Here is a 16102-nt window from a genome sequence, read left to right as displayed (position 1 = left end):
TCAACCGTCCTGCTGACTTCTCGCTGACTCCCGGGCCTCACTCGACTGGCTGCCGAAGTCGCCGGCGAACGCGTTGAACACGGGCCGTGCCACTCTCTCGGCCATCGATCCCGAGATCCATACGCCGCCCGATGTTCTACTGCGCGATCTCCCTCAGCGGTACATCGCGCCACTTTCTTGCACGATTTCGGCCACCGCGCCAAGAGACGCTCCTCCGCAGCCACCTAGGCCGGGAGACTATCGGTCGGGAGCCTGAGGACAAAGATGGGAAGCTGCACCGTCAAAAACTAGCCGTCCAGCAGCAATGCCGCTAGAATCATACGTTGCCAATTAGCAATTGACACGGCAGCACTATGAAATAGTATACGAATACTCAAGAAATGAACTTTTTAGGAGTCGCTTTGAGTTTGAGCGATGAGCCGAGCATTGAAGAAACATCCGAAGACCTAGATCAAAATGTTCGATCCCAAGAAGAGATGGAAGCAGTTAGAAGACGATGGGAGCGGGCGGAAAGGGATCTGGTTACACAAGTTATCGACTTTAACATAGACTCGATCGTCCGTTTCATAGATGAGGAAACTCTTGACCTGAATGCCGTCTACCAGAGGCGTGACAGGTGGGAATTGAGCCGCAAATCTCGGCTAATCGAGTCATTTTTGCTTAACATTCCAGTCCCGTCGATCTATCTTAACGAGAATCCGGATCGGACCTACTCCGTTATTGATGGCAAGCAACGTCTGTCTGCTATATACGGGTTCATCAAAGGGGAATATCCACTACAGGGACTGGAAGTGTTTTATGAAGCAGAAGGACTCAGATTCGATGATCTCGATTTAACACTTCAACGATCACTCTCGGTCCGTGCAAGCCTTCGAGCCGTGATACTTCTAAATATCTCCGATCCAACGATTCAGTACGATGTATTCCATCGACTTAACACTGGTGGCATATCCCTAAATGCACAGGAGGTTCGCAACAATGCCTATCGCGGGCCGCTTAACGACCTCCTGAATGAGCTTTCTGAGCATCCGCAATTCCACAATGCCCTTGGAATACATGATAAGAGGGAATCTTCCATCTGGCGTCAGATGCGAGACGTAGAACTAGTTCTAAGATTCTTCGCCTTGCAGCAAGCGAATACGCATAGGCGCATGTCGAATTTTGACATGCTCAACGAGTACATGCAGCGCAGCGCACACCTAGACGCCGGCGAACTCACCAAGCTTCGAGAGAGCTTTCTTTCCACCCTAGACAAAGCTCAGGTCGCTTTCGGGAGCCTGCTGTTTCGCCGATGGGATCCACGTACCGATCGGATACCGCAAATGATCTCGGTAGCTGTATACGACGCTCAGATGTTGGCGATAAAAGAATTCGACCTAAGCGAGATTGCATCTCACGCCCGAGAGATAGAGCAAGGAATGCGTGAGCTATTTTTGCATCGAGACTTTGCTCTACCAGGTGGCACCGTAAACAGGCCAGGTATAACTCACGAACGAGTACACCTAATACATAGTATGGTACGGCGAGCTTTGGGACGCTGAACGTGCCATACCGAAAGATTGTGGGCCAATTAAGCGACGTCGTTGAACTCCTGGACGTGGCCGATGCGGTTGTGACCCGGAACCCTTCTCTTACTTACTTGCCGAACACTCTAACCTACCAGCCCTTTGTGTCTGCCGCCATAGTGCTATTGTGCGCCAGATTTGAAGAGTTCCTTAGGGACGCGATCTCATATGCCCTTGATCAGTACTCTAAATCCAGCCCACCGATTCAGTTAACCGATCTTCCCGAAAATGTCCAACTCCATATTGTGCAACAAAATATGAGCGCCGCATTGCAAGGCAGAAGGCATGGTGTTGAGAGATCTACAACTGTAAGACTTTCAGAAAGTCTACGAATGGCCCACCACTATGTTGCGAAACGCATATGGAGTGACTATGCGATCGATACGGGTGGCAATCCCGGGCCAGATACAGTTAGTGGACTTCTAAAACTGGTAGGCGTCAACGATGTATGGAATCGGATTAATCAAGACTTTTCTCAAAACTATACTGCACCCCAAATCCCTGGATTGACAAGAAGGGTTATAGGAAATCCTCAACGGGAACTGCGGAGGATAGTGGACGTCCGCAATTCTGTCGCACACAGCGGAGCCCATGTTCCGGTCTCTTCTGCCGAAGTTCGACTAGACGTTTCTTTTGTGGAACATCTATCGGGCGCAATATATGACATTCTGCAGGCAGAGGCCGATGCCCAATGCAATCGACTGGGCAGGACGCCTGCCCCCTGGAATCCCAAACACTAGCGGACCGCCGGCGCCTGGTGAGCCGTCATACCGATCACCTTGTGCCCCCCTTGCCTCGCCGGCTGGTGCCCCACGTGCGCGGGGCCGTATGACCTTGAGCCACCTACGGACTTCCCACGACACCGGTCGAGCCGTAGCGTGACGACCGTGGCGGCAGAAAAGGAAGACCATGCGCAGGACGACGCCTCGGCTACTGAAGCCAGGAAGCCCCAAAAGCGTGCCAAACGGCAGGCTTCCCCGTTCCGTCGATGGGTTGTCTCGCCTATCGGCTCGACAGCCGTGACATCGATAGTGGCATCGCTTGTAGGCGCTCTTGTTGGTGGCGCCGCCACGGCCATCGCTACCCAGGTCACAGTGCGAGCACAAGCCGATTCGGTGAATGCGCAAATTCAAACAGAGCGCGAACTACAGCTTCGCGCAGCGCGGGGCCAGCTCTACTCACAATTCCTAGATAAGGTCTTCGACGTGAAGGTCGCGCTGGCCGATATTGAGGGATGCACGACTAAGGCTTTCGGAGCTCCACCCCTGCCAGTCAGCATTAGGTCTCAGTTCAATGTGACCGCAACTGACGAGATAGTGCGTTGCGATAACGCGGTGGCGACCTATAACAGCGCCTTCCTCGCCGCACAGAAATACTACAACGGTCTGTTCGCCTGGGGCGCCTCGACATTCACGAAGGACGCAGGTTCGGTTCTCACGATATTCCCCGGCCTCGATTACTGTGCCAAAAGCGAGGCCAACGGGAAGGCGAATCGAGCGTGCACTATCCAGTGGAGCGACGATGAAGCATTGATCCATCTGTGGTATCAGGGCGGTTTGTTCTCGGCGAGTAAAGACAACCCGCCGCCTGCTGAAGAGCCGGACGCTCGGGAAGCAGACGCGATGCACAGGGCGCGGACCGCTCTTTCCGACGCGTATACAAATTCTGGGCCGAAGACGGGTTTCATCAGCGGACTCGCCGATGTAGGTATCGTGCAGCTTCGACACGACTTCTGCCTGGAGATGGCCGGGGAAAGAGTGGACTGTGGTTGACCGCAATATCCATCTTTCGAGCCTAAGGATAAGGAATATGTTACAGAACCCCGAGTCGCTGCGCGACGAAGTCCTTCAATGGCTAGAAAATCGCGGATATCCGCTGGAGATGAGAGTAGCACATGCACTAAGGAACAGGGGAAGAGCGTTCTATGTGGAACAATCCCGCTACTATCCGGATCCCACCTCTGGCGAACTTCGGGAGTCAGACGTCGTTGCCAATTGGACGTCAACGGACACCGAAAAAAGCGACGGTAGAGCCATCTACTTTAGCGCGGTCATCGAGTGCAAATCAGGTGGTGCACCTTGGATTATTTTTACAGAGACCGAAAAGCCGGACAGGAACACCTCCCTGCATTTCCTTTTGAGCCTTCTCTGGGCGGGCGTTGATCGCTGGAAATACAGAGAAGAGTTTTCTAGATGGGACACTCATATTTCGCCAGTGATGGCCGGAAGACATCCTGCGGGATATGGAATTACTCAGAAACGCAATGAGAGAGGCGCTCGCGATGGCGCATACGATGCGGTGCGGCAGGTAGCCGCGGCGGCATACGGAGTCCTGAACGATCGCCAAAGCTTCCACAATGGATTTGGGCCAGGCATCGGAATTGTCATGCCAGTCATAGTAACAGACAGTCCACTATTCGAATGTTATGTGAATTACGCCGGTGACGTGGAGGCTAGGAGCGTCACTCAGTCCGCTTTATCGCTCAGAATGCCGTACGAGTCCGCTAGCAATTGTTACATACGAATAATAAATGTTCACGCTCTGGACGATGCCATTTTTAATTTACGCACCATGGCAGAGCAGATAGTTGAAGTGGATATACCGGCAGCAGAGTAAGAGTCTGCCTGTAGATTGCGACGACATGAAAGCTTGCTAGACCTTACGACCAGACATGCTGGTCTCGAGAATCCGCCGCCGTATTGCGGCGAGGGCCTCGTCGGGCTGAGAGAATCTGATCTCAGAACGCTGCTCATCCTTCTCGTTCTTGACCATCGTCGTCACAGTGAAACGATCACCCGGTACCACAAGAGTGAACCGCTCCGCGAGGGCAGACTTCGGCTGTTCGGCAACAAAATCGTAAGCCAAGTCGGCCTCCTGTCCGGACGACTCACCTTTCTTATCGGAGGCCGGGTCCAAACGATTTGTCCGCACGCTCACCGAAACGATGTCCTGGTAGCGGTACTCACTGGTCTGTTCGTCAGGTTCCCGCTGGCCTGTCGTCGCATTAAGGGAGGTGCGGTAAGCCCCCAGTTTCCGGTCTGTCATGTAGAGCACGAACACGCTGTAATGGGAGGCGAAGTACCCGCCGTCCGGATGCAGTGCGATCTTGGTGCGCGGCGGGTCCGCGGGGCCCACAATGATGAGTGGTCGTATGAGCCGTCCACGCTCATTCAGATCATCGAGGACCATGCCCAGCCTGTCCAAAGCCCGTGCCATGATCGTCTGCACATCGCGTTCGATCCAGGTCTCCACCTGAACCTGAGAAGGTAGATCGACCCGATACCTTGCCATCTGCTCTCGGTGCTGTGCGCATGCAAACTCGTAACCTAACCGCCTGTGGCGGTTCTCATGCCAGACGCCGGTACGACGAAGCCCTCCGACGATCATCATGACGGCGCCGGCGAAGACAAGATATGGCAGCGGTGAGTACCACACCCAGCCGAGGCCTCTGGGCAGCGATAACGCGAGCAACAAGACGCAAGCGCCGCCTACGATTAGCAACCCACTGGGAACACCGTTGACAATCTCCGGCTTCGCCGGTTCCTTTGGCGCCGGATTCAGCAAGATCTTCATGCGCTTCTCTCGGTCCAGCCGTTCTTCCTCGGTGAGAGTACTTAGAAGCTGGGTGGGAGAGTCACCATCGGGGTTGACCCGTGCGTCCAAGGCGCGCCATGTCCGAGATTCCCGCACCGAGATCGCCGTGGCAATTCTCTCCGCCCAGTTCAAGTCCAGCCCATCACTCACGCTGGTGAAACCTTCGGAAGAGGGGTCCGGTACCCGGTTGTACACATGATCGAGGTCTTCATTAACGATCGCCAGCAGGGCCGCAGCGGGGGCGCAGTCGACGTCAATCTCTTGCGCAGTCGTCAAACAGGATTCGATCGCAAACAGATCCTCCGGGGTGTGCGCGCGAGGACGCTTTCCTCCGAGTGACGCCAGCGCGAACCCCACCCAATCTTCGGCTGTGAGCGCATGTACACGCTTCAGGTATTCCTCGAAGCTCCGAACGGCTAGTGCCCACTGCCTGCGTCGGAGGTATTGGTGGGCGAGGTCGAGATGATCGACGGGGGCTTCACCGTAGAAGTGAGCCTCGTCTGCGTTAATTTGTCCGAACACAGGGGCCTCATTGGTGACCCGGGTACCGTCTTCGGACGGTTTATCGCGACCGTGACCGTTCACGGAGTCTGTCATGGTCAGCTGCCGACGGCGGCCGATATCGCGGCGATCACCGCCCAGATCTTATTGACGTCGTCGGCGGATGCTCCCCCGATGGCGACCCACTCCCTAAGCCGCCGCCCCGCCACCTGCAGGCGATTCTTAGCACGTTCGCCAGTCTGGGCGAGCCCTGCCTCCATGTCGCCGACGACTTCCCTACCCACAGATTCGGGAAGGACGCCTGCCCCAATCAACAGCTTTAGCTGTTCCAGCCCTACCCGTAAATCGGCCTGGGCGAGCGTGATGCTGTTGTCGATGTTTGTCTGCCCGAACACGGGACCGTTGTTGTTGACCTGCATGCATCCCTCGCTCTGCTGCTGGCCGGAACCTCTCTTGGTCACGGTTACGGTATCTGTGATTGAGACCGAAGTCGCGACATGTGTCAAGAGAAGTCGTGACACGAGTACACGGGCAGTGCTCCTCTACGCCCAAGCAGGGCATTTGCCCCCCTCGTTACTTAGCCATGGAATGTCGATCAGTCCGCGCCCTGGACTTTCTCATGGGACGAGACCGGCGCGCTCGAAGGATGATCTACAAGGAGGTCTCGCACCTGCGGTACATCGCGGTATGCCTCCAGTCGTGCGAGCACTACGCAAGCGCGTTGGGCCGTGCGGTCGCTGGCCACTTCCGCTGAGAGGTCGAGTACTCGTTCTGTTGCGCGGGCCGCCTCTTCCGGTTCGTTGGCATCCGCGAGCGCCACCGCCAGCCATGACAGATAGAGCGCAAGTTCTCGCGTGTGCGTGGCGTCGTATCGTGCCAGGACTTCGGTCAGCAGGGGAACGGCGCGCAGCGGGCGGCGCAACTCGGTGTAGACACGTGCCTCCATGATCTGTAGTTCGTTCGCATCCACCCAGTAGAGGTAGCCAGGCTCTTCCTCGACCCCATGGGCGTTGAGCGCCGACGCTGCTTCGCCGAGAGCACGCATCGCTTCTTGCGCCTGGCCGGCGCGGGCGTGCGCCCATGCCAGGCGATCCCAGGACAGCGCTCGGGCTCGTGCGGGGGCATGTGGACCGGCTCTCTCCACGGCCGCACGGGCAAGTTCGACACCCTCATACGGCGCTCCGATGTTGGTCACCTGGTAGGCGAGCGACCCGATGAGGTTCGACTCCAGCGTGTTGTCTGCGGCTTCGTGCGCCGCGCTGATGCCGAGCCGGTAAGTGTCGGCTGCCTGCTGGTGCTCCCCCGCGTCGCTGGCCACCCATCCCGAGATCTGCGCGAACTCGCCAATTGCCGCCAACAGCGAGCGGCCGACATCCTCGGTATAGGTATTGCAGCGATAGACGCGTACAGCCGCGTCCAGTTCCCGGAACGCAGGTCGGATCAGATCCTTCCCCGCGATCACGTCGTCAGCGAGTCGCAAGCCATGGACGCGCGCCGACAGATCGTCAACTGTGTTTACACCCAGCCGCCGGCCTCTGTGGTTGATGGGCGGCACGAGTGGCTGCGTCTGGCTCAGCAGATCCTTCAGCACATCAGCGGGCGCCCGTCCGGGAGCGGCCTGGCGATCGGCGAACAACTCCGCCTCGTCGACGGTAAACACGCGGGAGTAGAGCACACGGTAGGGATCTTTCGGCTGGTGCCGACCTGCTTCCCAGTCCTTGATCATGCGGACCAAGGACTCCCGTTCAGGCAGGCGGTCGCGCGTACGGGCGTCGGCTGCCTCGGCGAGACGCTTGGCCATGTCCCGTTGTGTCCATAGCCGTTCTCGTCGTTCGGCGCGTAGCCGAGCCGCCCAGGTTGGGACTTCCTGCATCGCGTACACCTCGGGGGGAATCTCGGGGTCCGCCTTCTCCCCCAGTCTCCCCTAATCGCACTGTCAGCGGGCGTGTGCGGAGCGATGTGATGGTCGAGACGCCTAGAACAGCGGGACCCGCAGGCGATCACAGCGCCATACGGGTCCCGGAACCGCACACTGGAGGTGCGATCTGTGGCACACCCTAAGACCATCCCGATGGACGCAGTCGGAGAATCCGGACAGCCGGCAGCCACTCAGCACACGAATGGGCGGCCTTCGGTGGGCGTGTACCGCCGGGACTGGGATGCCGACAAGCGCCAAGCCGCCGCCTTGCTCGACATGGTCGAACCATGCTGGGCCATCTACTACGGCACCGGCAGCCGCCTCTTCTTCGCCATCGCCGCTTGGAACGTGGCGGACCCGCTCATCGTGGAAGCGACCGACGTCGGTGAACTGCAAGAACTCATGCGCGAGGCCGAGCTGATTGGAGCTACACACACCGATTCACACCCAAAGAGCGCGGTGTGGCTATGAGCGCGCTTGAAGTCGCCCAACATCTTCGGTCCGAGCTTGCCCGCCACAACGTGCCCACCTACCTCTATCCGCTGAGCGAGGCGCTGGTAGCTGTGTCGGCCTGGCAGGGCCTGGTAGCTCGCACCGACGGACAGATCATCTGGTGGACCAGTCCCCATCCGAGCCGGCGGGGCCGAGCACTAATCACCTACGCGTTCGCTCCGCAGACGGCGGCCAAACGGATCAGCGAGCACTATCTCCAGGCTCGCACCGAGCATCCCTACCCACCCAGCCACATGGCGGAGATTCGCCAGACCGATAGCCCAGACGCTGGACATCCCGTGATGATCAGTGGCCCTGCCTAGGGTCGGCTCGGAGGCGTGGTCAACCACCCCTTCTTTGGGACCGAGGGTTCCTTCCCGTCCTTTGTCGTCGGGCCCACCTGGGGGCTATGGCCCCGCGCCACTTCTCCCCCGCCCCCCCGATAGCTGCCGAACCAGTGAGCCGACCGAGGTGTCAATGCCGTCTTCGCGTGTCCGTCCGCCAACGACGTACACCGCTCCATCCACGCAACTGGCACAGACGGCGTTGACACCGACCGAGGGTCACGGACGCTGAAACAGCGGGGGAGGGGAAGTGCGACAACAGTTGTCGACTAATTAGCCGACAAGACAAATAAGGGCAAATCAAATACTTTTTATTGCCCATCTAAACCAATTCAGACGCTTCGTCATATCGCCCCGCCCGGAAACCTTCACATGTGTACATACATTTGTGGCAAAGCAGGTTTGCATCGGATGGGGGTGCGAATCCGAAATAGTCAATAAGGTCGGTTTCGTCGATGCCTCGCCCTTTGATTCGCGCCAGCGGATCTCGTGGACGCGGGACGAGCGAGATTTCACGCAACTCAAGAACTTGCATGGTCGGCTCTGCGCGCTTGTCGTAGGTTGATCCGACCGTGTGGGTGCACACCTCTTGGGCATCTCGACAGATGTTACATACCTCTTCATCGCGCGTTGCGATAATGAAGTAGTTATTTCCGGGTTCATGATCGCAGTCCCAGCACACTACTCCACATATGCTACATACGTAGTTCGTCGTCATGCCCACGCTGTTCCCCAGACGCACGTGCATCAGCGACAGCGCACATTCATCCTGCCAATCTTGGCCATCGTGAGTCATGCGGCATCCGAAGATACCTCCAACTAGCTCCCCCGCCCGGTGAGCCCATGCATGCGCATCGTCAACAAGCCGGCCGAGAGTAACAACTGAAATTGGATCGACTGAGCGTTCCTTAGACATAAAGTCTATTCGATGATCTGGAGAAAGATCCCAGAGTAGATCCTCGAACCAGTTGAAAGCGTCAATGCAAGACTTAAGTGCGATGCGTGCATCATCTTCTGCACACTCCCAGAGCGGACCTAGATATAGCCCTCCTGTGTCGTAATTCAGGCCATCCAACTTCCTTCTCTGCCGAAACCACTGACGCACACGAGATTGACCAAACCTCTGCGCGAGACTTACTGGCAACTGCTGATGCAGTGGAAATATAGGTGGCAGATCGCGAAGCCCAGAAGGAAGCAACGCACCAAGCGTCGCCATAGATTGGCCGTACTTACGCTTCCCTAAAGTCGAAGCTTCTAGACCTTCTACAAGACAGCGTTGCCATCGCGCAGGCCCTCCTGGCGGAGGAATGGGAATTCCAGTCCGGAGAGCTAGAGCGGAATATGTATGCGATCCTCGCCGCCTTCTCACGGAGATACGCCATCACTCCTATCCTTTTCCTGACCACCACCATCAATGTCACCCTCTATCGCTAGAGAGCGCGGCAGCGAAGAACCGAGAAGTGGCTGCAGAAACTCCTTGACTGCCATCGATACACCCTCGGAGTGGCCTTCAAAGCATACGTTTCTCACAACAACAGTTCCGTCGCTCTTCCGGTCGACACGTCCGATAGTAACGCGTGTTGGGACAGCCTCCAATGGCCCATCGTGTCGCTTGTTCGAAATAGCGTAACCTGCACGCGCTAGAATATATCGACCAATCGCGATAAGACCGTCGGCCGAAAGATTTTGACCGACAGCCAGGGCAAAATCGAGAACCCATCCGGCCGAATATTCATGCAGGAATCTTCGATCTTGGCCTGCATCCAGATAGGCGGCGTCCAGGAAGACCTGACGAGCCATGCGCCCGGAATTTACCTCTTCAGGCTTGTAATAAGTTACCCCCTCGCGCATTTCGGTTGGGAGCAGGAGCACCTGGTGTCCCGCCAGATCCGGCCCAAGATCCTCTAGTCGGCGAGACACATCCTGCGAGAGATCAGCATCATGTTTTGTGACGTTCGCCTCAGTTGCCATTCGATCAGGATGCCAGACCAAGGCCGCCTTGGCGCGCGGGATGGCGAGGGCCGGGACCGGCCGGAGAGCCGCATGCCCGGCCCGCTGGCCGCCCGGCGCGCGTGCGGGCTGCCGCAGGCGGGCCGCTTGAACCAGTAGAGAAACTCTGAGCCCACTACACGCGCATTGCGGCAAGTCCTCGCGGCTCGGCCGGATCGTGATCGCTGACGGCAGCCGCCTCGAAACGGTCGCCTGGGGCTTCGATCTCGGTGAACTCCAGCGGGCGGCCGTGGTGACTGAGCATGATCCTGCGGACGACCAGCAGCGGTGTTCCGATGGGTTCCATCCCGAGGTCCTCGTAGGTCTGGCCGTAGGGCATCCGCGTGTAGACGGATGTGGTCCAGCGGAGCGGGCCGTGCTCACGCTCCATGTGGGCGTAGTAGTCCTCGGGCTCGACGAAGGAGTCGATCTCCCGGTGTGACTCGCCCGTGATCGTGGCGACCTGGTCGGCCAGTAGATACGACGACAGTTGGATCCGGGCGCGGGTCTTCGTGTGCTGCCAGTAGGCGTAGCGGTAGACCACCATGGTCCCGCGCCGTACGGCCAAGACGTCGGCTGTCCTGCCTTCGGCGGTCGTGAACAGGGCCGAGTTGGGCGTGACCCTGTTCTCGGTGCGTTCGGCTTCGCTGGCAACGGTGGCGTGTTCCCACAACTGCTTGCCCGGGTCGTAAGCCGGGCTGAGCAGGTCCTCGTGATCCGGCCACCCGGTGAGAATCAGCCGGCGATCGGGGTTGGGGCGGACGAACGTGCCGCGGCCGTGGGCGACGGTCAGCAGTCCCTCGCCGGCGAGCTGGGCGATGGCCTTGCGGATGGTGGGGCGAGAGGTGGCGTACTCCGAGGCTAGGAACGCCTCTCCGGGGAGCGCCTGTCCGGGCTGGTACTGGTCTTCCAGCACGTCGTTGCGCAAGAGATCGGCGATGATCCGCCAGCGGGCGGCTTCCTTCTCCTCTGCCATGTCGCCATGCACCTTCTTCTCGTCAGCGATGTCTTTACAAGAGGTAGCACGTCTTGGCTATCATGTCCATATGAGCGAACACGTAGCACGTCTCGGACTACATGTTGGCGACAAGTGAAGGAGGTGGTCATGAACAGCAAGGAGGAACAACACGACGAGCACCCGCGGTGGCTGCTCGATCTCGCAAGAGTGATCAACGACCCTGGCTACGAACGATGGCGATCGATGGTCGCCGCAACTGGGGGATGCGCCCACCCGGTCCACCTGACCGGCGAATCAGCCATCGTCGACGCGGGCACGGGCGAAATTCTGCACAGCTACCGCACGGCAGACGAACCATCTGGGCATCTCCTGGTCGCCTGCGGCAACCGGCGGGCCTCAGTTTGCCCGGCCTGCTCCCAGGTCTATCAGGCCGACACCTTCCACCTCATCCGCGCGGGGCTGTCCGGCGGAAAGGGCACTCCGGAGACGGTGAGCGGGCATCCTCGGGTCTTCCTCACCCTCACGGCGCCGTCCTTCGGGCCGGTCCACACCCGGCGCGGCAAGGACGGGACGGTCCGGGCTTGCCGTCCCCGCAACCGGGACAAGCGTTGCGCGCATGATCTCCCGGCAGGCTGCCACGCCCGGCACGAACGCAACGATGACCGGCTCGGCCAACCGATCTGCCCGGACTGCTACGACTACACGGGCGCGGTCCTGTGGCAGGCGCATGCGGGCGCTCTCTGGCACCGCTTCACCCTCGAAGTCCGCCGCACCCTCGCGAGCGAGTCAGGCATGAGCCGCCGCACTTTCAACCGCCACGTCCGGGTGTCCTTCGCCAAGGTCGCCGAGTACCAACGACGCGGGCTCGTGCACTTCCACGCCGTCGTCCGCCTCGACGGCCCGGAGGGCAGCACCCAGACACCTCCGGACTGGGCAGATCATGACCTGCTCGTGCGGGCCATCCCCTCGGCGGTCCAGCGGGTCACCATCACCTCTCCGGCAAGCGATCTCGGCCGACAGGCACTCACCTGGGGTGATCAGCTCGATATCCGGCCCATCCTGCTCGACCAGGCGGCCGACGGACTCAGTGAACGCGCGGTGGCCGGCTACATCGCCAAGTACGCCACCAAGGGCGCCGAAGCCTCCGGGACGGTCGACCATCGCCTGTCCTGCCCTAACTGCGGCGGACGGGGACGGCTGACCCTTCTCGCCGCCTGCGGACGCTGCCACGGGACCGGCCTCAAGCCGGGCCTTCACCTCGACGCGCTGCCCGTCACCGAGCACGCCCGGCGGATGATCCGCACCTGCTGGGAGTTGGGCGCACGCCCTGAGTTCGTGGACTTACGGCTGCGGCCATGGGCGCACATGCTCGGCTTTCGCGGCCACTTCTCCACCAAGAGCCGCCGCTTCTCCACCACACTTGGCGATATCCGCCAGGCCCGAACCGACCACCGCGCGGCGGAAGCACGACAGCGCCACGGCCTTCCCACCCTCGGCGACGCGACCACCCTCGTACTCGGCCACTGGCGGTTCGCCGGAACCGGCTACTCCCCCGGCGAGGCGATCATGGCGGAACACATCCGGCAACGCGTCGCCACCGCCCGCCTCATCGCCGCTGAGCGGGAGGACGAATGAGCCGAGCCGGACCACCCGGCGACCGGCGGCTCTACCGCATCACCGATGCCATGCACCTGCTCAGCCTGAGCCGCAGCGTGATCTACGAACAGATCCGATCCGGCCGTCTGCGCTCCGTCACCCAGGGCCGGACTCGGCTCATCCCCGCCTCGGCCATCACCGACTACATCGCCCTACTCGAACAGGAGGCACAGCATTGACCACACGACGAAGCAGAGGAGACGGCGGCCTGCACTGGGACGAGCAGCGGGAGCGCTGGATCGCCTCGGTGACCGTCGGCTACACCCCTGCAGGCAAGCGCATCGTCCGCAAGGCGAGCGGCAAATCCAAGACCGAAGCCAGGGAGAAGCTCAAGGAGATCATCCGCGACTACGACGACGGCGTCTCGGTCGGGCCGGCGAATTACACCGTGGCGGACGCCGTACAAGACTGGCTCGCGTTCGGTCTCCATGGGCGCGACCAGGCCACCGTCACCACCTGCACGCACCTGGCCAACAAGCACGTGATCCCGTGCCTGGGCGCGCGCAAGCTCCGCGAGCTGTCGGCGGAAGACGTCGACCGCTGGCTCGTCGACAGGGCCAAGGTCCTCAGCACACGCTCGGTCCGCGACGTGCGGTCGGTCCTCAAGCGGGCCGTGGACCGCGCGCAGGCTCGGGACAAGGTCAAAAGGAACGTGGTCCTGCTGAGCGAGATCCCTAAGGGTCAGGAGGGCCGCCCGTCCAAGTCGCTCGACTACGACCAGGCGGCGGCCATCCTCGACGCCGCGGAGAAGACGCACATGAACGCTTACATCGTGCTCTCGCTGCTTCTAGGTGCTCGTACGGAGGAACTGCGGGCGCTCACGTGGTCGCACGTCGACATGGACGGCAAGCGGGACGCCACTCCCCCGGTGCCGCCGTCCATCATGGTCTGGCGGTCCGTACGGGAGGGCGGGGACACCAAGACCCGCAAGAGCCGGCGGACGCTCGCGCTTCCCAAGCGCTGCGTAGAAGCGTTACGGCGTCACCGGTCACAGCAGGAGATCGCCCGTAAGAGGGCGGGAGACGACTGGCACGATCTCGATCTCGTCTTCGCCACACGCCACGGCACTGAGCTCGACGCGGGCAACGTCCGGCGGGCCTTCCGCACCGTTCTCAAGAAGACGGACATCAACCCGGACGACTGGACGCCTCGGGAGATGCGGCACAGCTTCGTCTCGCTGCTGTCCGACGACGGCGTTCCCCTGGAGCACATCTCCCGGCTCGTCGGCCACGGCAACACGATGGTCACCGAGACCGTCTACCGAAAGCAGCTCCGGCCCGTAATGCTCGAAGGCGCCCAGGCCATGGACCGGATCTTCCCCCTGGACGACTCGGAGCGATAGTCACTCAGTTAGTCACCCAGAAGATCGAAAAAGGCCACCTGCGTTGCCGCAAATGGCCTCTGACCTGCGTGGGCGATACTGGGATCGAACCAGTGACCTCTTCGGTGTGAACGAAGCGCTCTCCCGCTGAGCTAATCGCCCGGGATGGCCGGCCCCTCACGACGCCGACGGGGAAAACCATACCGCAACCTACGGGGTGCTGGCGAAAAGCAGGCCGGGCTGACCCGATCGTCCGATGTTCACCAAAGGCGCCGAAAGGTTCCCTGGAGAGTCCACGGCGTGACGGTGTGGTGTCATAGCATCGTGCTCGACCGATACGCACGACGTAAGATCATTTGCCCACAATAGCTCCGCCAGGAAGAGTTCAAGGATAGGTAAAGCCCGAGAAAAGATGCGCCCGATGGTGATGTTTGCGCAGGTAGGTGACCGAATGTCAAGCTGTGATCTGCGTTACAGAAGGGCCTGGAGGCGGAATCTTTCTTACGGGTCTCCTCGTTCGCCTCGTTAGCAAGAGCGGCGAACGAAACCCGACAAAGCAGTGATAGCCCCTATACGGGGACCCGACGACGAAAAGGTTTGGCTGACGATGCACAGCACCACCGTCTCTGCCGAGCTGGGCCTTCGGCTTGTGGTCCCCGACCGAGCTACCGTCCCTCTCCTTGCGGGACTCAGCTACACCGCCGAGGATCCGTACGCCATCAGAATGGCGTTCCACGTGGGCAACGACGAGCCCGTGGAGTGGATCTTCGCCCGTGAGCTGCTGACCGTCGGCATCGTCCGGCGTGTGGGCGACGGCGACGTTCAGGTCTGGCCGGCCCGCGCCGATGGCGAGCGAACGCTCAACATCAGTCTCACGTCGCCCTTCGGCCAGGCCCTCTTCGAGGTCCCGCTGGCCCCACTCACCGAATTCCTCCATCGCACCTACGAGCTTGTTCCAGCCGGTCGTGAGACCGACTTCATGGATCTCGACGAAGAGCTCATCAACATGCTCTGGAGCTCCTGACCGAGCCGACGGTCCCGACTGGAGCAACCCGAGCCGACGGGAGCTCCTGATCGGATGATCGAGGCTCAGGGAGCCTGCATCTCCCGCATCCGGGCGATCTCGATCTGCTGGCCGGACAGCACGTCCTGCGCCATCTTCCGCATCGCCCGGTCGGTGCCCTTGCCCAGTTCCTCCGCCGCCATCGTGATCGCGCCCTCGTGGTGCCTGATCATCAGCCGGAGGAACAAGCCGTCGAAGGCCGCGCCCCTGGCCGACCGCAGACGGTTCAGCTCCTCCAGTGTGGCCATGCCGTAACCGGCCTCGTCATGATCATGACCATCGGGAGCCGCGCGGCCGAGCGACTCGAGCCACGACGTCATGACGGCGATCTCCGGCCCCTGGCCTGTGGTGATCCGCTCGGCGATGGCCCGGACGAGAGGCTCGGCGGCCCTGTCCGCGGCCAGCGCCGCCATCTCCAGCGCCTGCCGGTGGTGCGGGATCATCAGCTCGGCGAACCGCACGTCGCCCGCGCCCGCCCTGGCCTCCGACTCCCCGATGCGCTCCCCCGGCCCTGCCGTACGGCCAGGCTCTCCCGGCCCGCCGGGAACGACGACCGGCACCTGTGAGCCGGCGACCAGCGGGGTCGACTGCTCGGCCGACGAGCAGCCGGCGAGCACGGCGTCCGATATCAGCGCAAGCGTTACGAAAGCACCGCACGCTGCCCGCCTCCCCAACATAGGTTCCATACTGAACCAAATTCA

General features: G+C 60.6%; 17 protein-coding genes and 1 tRNA gene. 10 read left to right on the top strand and 8 right to left on the bottom strand.

Annotated elements, in window-relative coordinates:
• Positions 1-380: 380 nt before the first annotated feature.
• From Pmi06nite_RS28460 to Pmi06nite_RS28445, 4 genes are all read left to right on the top strand, one after another.
• A complete protein-coding gene (locus Pmi06nite_RS28460) occupies positions 381-1541 on the top strand; it encodes a DUF262 domain-containing protein (protein WP_203956212.1) in 1161 nt (386 codons plus the stop codon).
• A 2-nt stretch (positions 1542-1543) separates the two neighbouring features.
• Positions 1544-2305 (top strand): HEPN domain-containing protein, encoded by a 762-nt coding sequence (locus Pmi06nite_RS43030; RefSeq protein ID WP_373317339.1) that lies wholly within the window; start codon positions 1544-1546, stop codon positions 2303-2305.
• 147 nt (positions 2306-2452) lie between these two features.
• A complete protein-coding gene (locus tag Pmi06nite_RS28450) occupies positions 2453-3337 on the top strand; it encodes a hypothetical protein (protein ID WP_203956210.1) in 885 nt (294 codons plus the stop codon).
• 37 nt (positions 3338-3374) lie between these two features.
• A complete protein-coding gene (locus Pmi06nite_RS28445; RefSeq protein WP_203956209.1) occupies positions 3375-4181 on the top strand; it encodes a hypothetical protein in 807 nt (268 codons plus the stop codon).
• 36 nt (positions 4182-4217) lie between these two features.
• Here Pmi06nite_RS28445 and Pmi06nite_RS28440 read toward each other — a convergent pair whose 3' ends face one another.
• From Pmi06nite_RS28440 to Pmi06nite_RS28430, 3 genes are all read right to left on the bottom strand, one after another.
• The gene (locus tag Pmi06nite_RS28440; RefSeq protein WP_203956208.1) at positions 4218-5756 is read right to left on the bottom strand and encodes a hypothetical protein; all 1539 of its coding nucleotides are present in this window, start codon (positions 5754-5756) and stop codon (positions 4218-4220) included.
• A gap of 2 nt (positions 5757-5758) precedes the next feature.
• Positions 5759-6079 (bottom strand): hypothetical protein, encoded by a 321-nt coding sequence (locus Pmi06nite_RS28435; protein ID WP_203956207.1) that lies wholly within the window; start codon positions 6077-6079, stop codon positions 5759-5761.
• Between the two features lie 176 nt (positions 6080-6255).
• A complete protein-coding gene (locus tag Pmi06nite_RS28430; RefSeq protein WP_505882302.1) occupies positions 6256-7533 on the bottom strand; it encodes an NsdA family TPR-like regulatory protein in 1278 nt (425 codons plus the stop codon).
• Positions 7534-7731: 198 nt separating this feature from the next.
• Here Pmi06nite_RS28430 and Pmi06nite_RS28425 point away from each other — a divergent pair, with 198 nt between their 5' ends.
• Both Pmi06nite_RS28425 and Pmi06nite_RS28420 read left to right on the top strand, forming a co-directional pair.
• Positions 7732-8049 (top strand): hypothetical protein, encoded by a 318-nt coding sequence (locus Pmi06nite_RS28425; protein ID WP_203956206.1) that lies wholly within the window; start codon positions 7732-7734, stop codon positions 8047-8049.
• The gene (locus tag Pmi06nite_RS28420; RefSeq protein WP_203956205.1) at positions 8046-8393 is read left to right on the top strand and encodes a hypothetical protein; all 348 of its coding nucleotides are present in this window, start codon (positions 8046-8048) and stop codon (positions 8391-8393) included. The genes Pmi06nite_RS28425 and Pmi06nite_RS28420 overlap by 4 nt, the downstream gene beginning before the upstream one ends.
• A 343-nt stretch (positions 8394-8736) precedes the next feature.
• Here the strand turns inward: Pmi06nite_RS28420 and Pmi06nite_RS28415 are convergent, their stop codons facing one another.
• From Pmi06nite_RS28415 to Pmi06nite_RS28405, 3 genes are all read right to left on the bottom strand, one after another.
• Positions 8737-9630 (bottom strand): hypothetical protein, encoded by an 894-nt coding sequence (locus tag Pmi06nite_RS28415; RefSeq protein ID WP_203956204.1) that lies wholly within the window; start codon positions 9628-9630, stop codon positions 8737-8739.
• 149 nt (positions 9631-9779) lie between these two features.
• The gene (locus Pmi06nite_RS28410; protein WP_203956203.1) at positions 9780-10385 is read right to left on the bottom strand and encodes a hypothetical protein; all 606 of its coding nucleotides are present in this window, start codon (positions 10383-10385) and stop codon (positions 9780-9782) included.
• A gap of 154 nt (positions 10386-10539) precedes the next feature.
• Positions 10540-11379, bottom strand: coding sequence for a GntR family transcriptional regulator (locus tag Pmi06nite_RS28405; RefSeq protein WP_203956202.1), 840 nt, complete (start codon positions 11377-11379; stop codon positions 10540-10542).
• A 129-nt stretch (positions 11380-11508) separates the two neighbouring features.
• Between Pmi06nite_RS28405 and Pmi06nite_RS28400 the strand changes: the two genes are divergently transcribed.
• From Pmi06nite_RS28400 to Pmi06nite_RS28390, 3 genes are read left to right on the top strand one after another with little or no spacing between them, the layout of a single operon-like run.
• The gene (locus Pmi06nite_RS28400; RefSeq protein ID WP_203956201.1) at positions 11509-12996 is read left to right on the top strand and encodes a replication initiator; all 1488 of its coding nucleotides are present in this window, start codon (positions 11509-11511) and stop codon (positions 12994-12996) included.
• On the top strand, positions 12993-13196 hold the full coding sequence (locus tag Pmi06nite_RS28395) for a helix-turn-helix domain-containing protein (protein ID WP_203956200.1): 204 nt from the start codon (positions 12993-12995) through the stop codon (positions 13194-13196). Before Pmi06nite_RS28400 ends, Pmi06nite_RS28395 begins: the two co-directional genes overlap by 4 nt.
• Positions 13193-14359, top strand: coding sequence for a site-specific integrase (locus Pmi06nite_RS28390; protein ID WP_203956199.1), 1167 nt, complete (start codon positions 13193-13195; stop codon positions 14357-14359). Before Pmi06nite_RS28395 ends, Pmi06nite_RS28390 begins: the two co-directional genes overlap by 4 nt.
• 69 nt (positions 14360-14428) lie before the next feature.
• On the opposite strand, the gene Pmi06nite_RS28385 is transcribed toward Pmi06nite_RS28390, so the two are convergent.
• Positions 14429-14500 (bottom strand) — tRNA-Val (locus tag Pmi06nite_RS28385).
• Positions 14501-14945: 445 nt separating this feature from the next.
• On the opposite strand from Pmi06nite_RS28385, the gene Pmi06nite_RS28380 reads away from it, so the two are divergent.
• A complete protein-coding gene (locus Pmi06nite_RS28380; RefSeq protein WP_203884823.1) occupies positions 14946-15362 on the top strand; it encodes an SsgA family sporulation/cell division regulator in 417 nt (138 codons plus the stop codon).
• Positions 15363-15427: 65 nt separating this feature from the next.
• Here Pmi06nite_RS28380 and Pmi06nite_RS28375 read toward each other — a convergent pair whose 3' ends face one another.
• Positions 15428-16018, bottom strand: coding sequence for a DUF305 domain-containing protein (locus Pmi06nite_RS28375; protein WP_239114256.1), 591 nt, complete (start codon positions 16016-16018; stop codon positions 15428-15430).
• Positions 16019-16102: the final 84 nt, after the last annotated feature.

This window comes from Planotetraspora mira (genome assembly GCF_016863275.1).
GTDB lineage: Bacteria > Actinomycetota > Actinomycetes > Streptosporangiales > Streptosporangiaceae > Planotetraspora > Planotetraspora mira.
Note: the sequence above shows the minus strand (reverse complement) of the source record. Positions and strands in the feature narration are given on the sequence as shown.

Coding starts and splice junctions, on each gene's coding strand:
- Pmi06nite_RS28405 (WP_203956202.1), bottom strand. CDS start 11,379: ATGGCAGAGGAGAAGGAAGCCGCCCGCTGGCGGATCATCGCCGATCTC.
- Pmi06nite_RS28420 (WP_203956205.1), top strand. CDS start 8,046: ATGAGCGCGCTTGAAGTCGCCCAACATCTTCGGTCCGAGCTTGCCCGC.
- Pmi06nite_RS28430 (WP_505882302.1), bottom strand. CDS start 7,533: ATGCAGGAAGTCCCAACCTGGGCGGCTCGGCTACGCGCCGAACGACGA.
- Pmi06nite_RS28410 (WP_203956203.1), bottom strand. CDS start 10,385: ATGGCAACTGAGGCGAACGTCACAAAACATGATGCTGATCTCTCGCAG.
- Pmi06nite_RS28415 (WP_203956204.1), bottom strand. CDS start 9,630: ATGGCGACGCTTGGTGCGTTGCTTCCTTCTGGGCTTCGCGATCTGCCA.
- Pmi06nite_RS28380 (WP_203884823.1), top strand. CDS start 14,946: ATGCACAGCACCACCGTCTCTGCCGAGCTGGGCCTTCGGCTTGTGGTC.
- Pmi06nite_RS28445 (WP_203956209.1), top strand. CDS start 3,375: ATGTTACAGAACCCCGAGTCGCTGCGCGACGAAGTCCTTCAATGGCTA.
- Pmi06nite_RS28425 (WP_203956206.1), top strand. CDS start 7,732: ATGGACGCAGTCGGAGAATCCGGACAGCCGGCAGCCACTCAGCACACG.
- Pmi06nite_RS28400 (WP_203956201.1), top strand. CDS start 11,509: ATGAACAGCAAGGAGGAACAACACGACGAGCACCCGCGGTGGCTGCTC.
- Pmi06nite_RS28435 (WP_203956207.1), bottom strand. CDS start 6,079: ATGCAGGTCAACAACAACGGTCCCGTGTTCGGGCAGACAAACATCGAC.
- Pmi06nite_RS28395 (WP_203956200.1), top strand. CDS start 12,993: ATGAGCCGAGCCGGACCACCCGGCGACCGGCGGCTCTACCGCATCACC.
- Pmi06nite_RS28460 (WP_203956212.1), top strand. CDS start 381: ATGAACTTTTTAGGAGTCGCTTTGAGTTTGAGCGATGAGCCGAGCATT.
- Pmi06nite_RS28440 (WP_203956208.1), bottom strand. CDS start 5,756: ATGACAGACTCCGTGAACGGTCACGGTCGCGATAAACCGTCCGAAGAC.